2 protein-coding genes are annotated in these 1,739 nt (G+C 66.6%); both read left to right on the top strand.

Features of this window, described 5'->3' with window-relative positions; translation table 11 throughout:
• A partial coding sequence (locus tag D183_RS0106430; RefSeq protein ID WP_017908284.1) for a DUF2076 family protein occupies nucleotides 1-315 on the top strand: 315 nt, incomplete at its 5' end.
• 213 nt (nucleotides 316-528) lie between these two features.
• Nucleotides 529-1,739 (top strand): type II toxin-antitoxin system HipA family toxin YjjJ (gene yjjJ, locus D183_RS0106425; protein WP_017908283.1); only part of this gene is annotated, 1,211 nt, incomplete at its 3' end.

The raw sequence follows: 1,739 nt of genomic DNA, 5'->3' as shown, positions 1-1,739 counted from the left end.
GGCTGGCGCGAGCGCTGGTTCGGTGGTGGCGCTGCGGCCGCGGAGCCGACGCCGGTACCGGCCGCCGCGCGTGGCCCCAGCTTCCTCAGCACGGCGGCCACCACGGCGGCCGGCGTGGCCGGCGGCATGTTCCTGTTCGAGGGCGTGGAAAGCCTGCTGGGCGGCCACCACGGCGGTGGTTTGTTCGGCGGCGGCGCGCCGCAGGAAACCGTGGTCGAGAACATCACCAACAACTACTACGACGACACGCCGCAGCAGGACATGGGCCAGGACTTCCAGGACGACGGCGACTTCGGCAACGACAACTGGACGTAACCTCGCCGCTTGCATTGCTGCCTGATCGAGCAGTCAGGCGAGCGCCGGTAGGGCGCTCGCCTGAGATTCGGCAGGCTGGCCATCCATCGCTTCAGGGATCTATTCAAAAAAGCAGTCTTCAGTGGGCTGGTATCGAAGTAAGGGTCAAATAATACAGTCACTTACAGGTCTAGTTCTCTTGACTATATATTCATAAATCTATTCAATCCGGGAATGAGCGAGGCCCGGCTACGCGATCTGATTGCTTTTCTGCGCCATGAGGGGGCAGCGACGGCGCCTGGTATCGCAGCGGCGTTCGGCATCAGCCAGCCGACGGTCTCGCGTCTGCTCAGCGCTGCCGGCGATCAGGTGCTGCGGATCGGCAAGGCGCGCGCCACGCGCTACGCGCTCAGCCGCACGTTGGGCCGGGCAGGCCGACGCTGGCCCCTGTTCCGTCTGCGTCCTGACGGGCGCGCCGAGACGCTTGGCGATCTCCATGCCATGCACGGCGATGGATTTCTGTTCGTTCCGCAGAACGCGCGACCGGTTCTGGTGCATGGTGAATTCGCCGATGGCGTGTTCCCGGGGCTGCCGTGGTTCCTGGACGATCAGCGCCCGCAAGGCTTCCTCGGCCGTGCCTTCGCACGGCGCGCCGCCGACGACATCGGCGCGCCGCAGGATCTGCAGCGCTGGCAGCCTGACGATGTCGTCCTGTCGTTGCTGCGGCATGGCGACGATCAGCCCGGCGACCTGGTCCTGGGCGAGTTCGCCTTGCAGCGTGCGCAACAGGCCGCCCTGCAGCCGGCTGATGCGCTGGAGAAGGCGCAGCGATCCCAGCATTATCCGCAGCGCGCCAACGCCGTCTTGCGTGGCGAGGCGGTGGGCTCGTCGGCAGGAGGCGAACAACCGAAGTTCACCGCAATACTGCACACGGAAGGCGGCTACACCGCAGTCATCGTCAAGTTCAGCGAGCGTGCCGGCACGCCGGCCGCGCAGCGTTGGAGCGACCTGCTGCGGTGTGAACACCTGGCCAGCGACATCCTGCGTGCGCACGGCATCGCCGCCGCCGAGAGCGAACTGCTCGAGAGCGACGGTCGCGTGTTCCTGCAGTCCACGCGGTTCGACCGCACGCCTGTGCTGGGACGGCGCGGCTTCGTCTCGTTGGCCGCGGTGGATGCGGCCTACTTCGGCCATGGGCGCATCGACTGGTGGTCGTTCGCACCGCAACTGCAGCGCGAAGGCTGGCTGAGCGACGCAGATGCGCAGCGCCTGCGCGTGTGCGGTTGGTTCGGCGCCTTGATCGGCAACAACGACATGCATCTGGGCAACGCTGGCCTGATGCTGGGCGATGCCTTGCCGCTGGCGTTGGCGCCGATCTACGACATGTTGCCGATGGCGTTCCGACCCGCGGCCAGCGGCGAGGTGGTGGAGCGCACCTATGTGGT

It is taken from the genome of Xanthomonas sp. SHU 199 (genome assembly GCF_000364665.1).
Lineage (GTDB): Bacteria > Pseudomonadota > Gammaproteobacteria > Xanthomonadales > Xanthomonadaceae > Xanthomonas_A > Xanthomonas_A sontii.
This window is presented reverse-complemented; position numbering and strand designations above follow the sequence as displayed.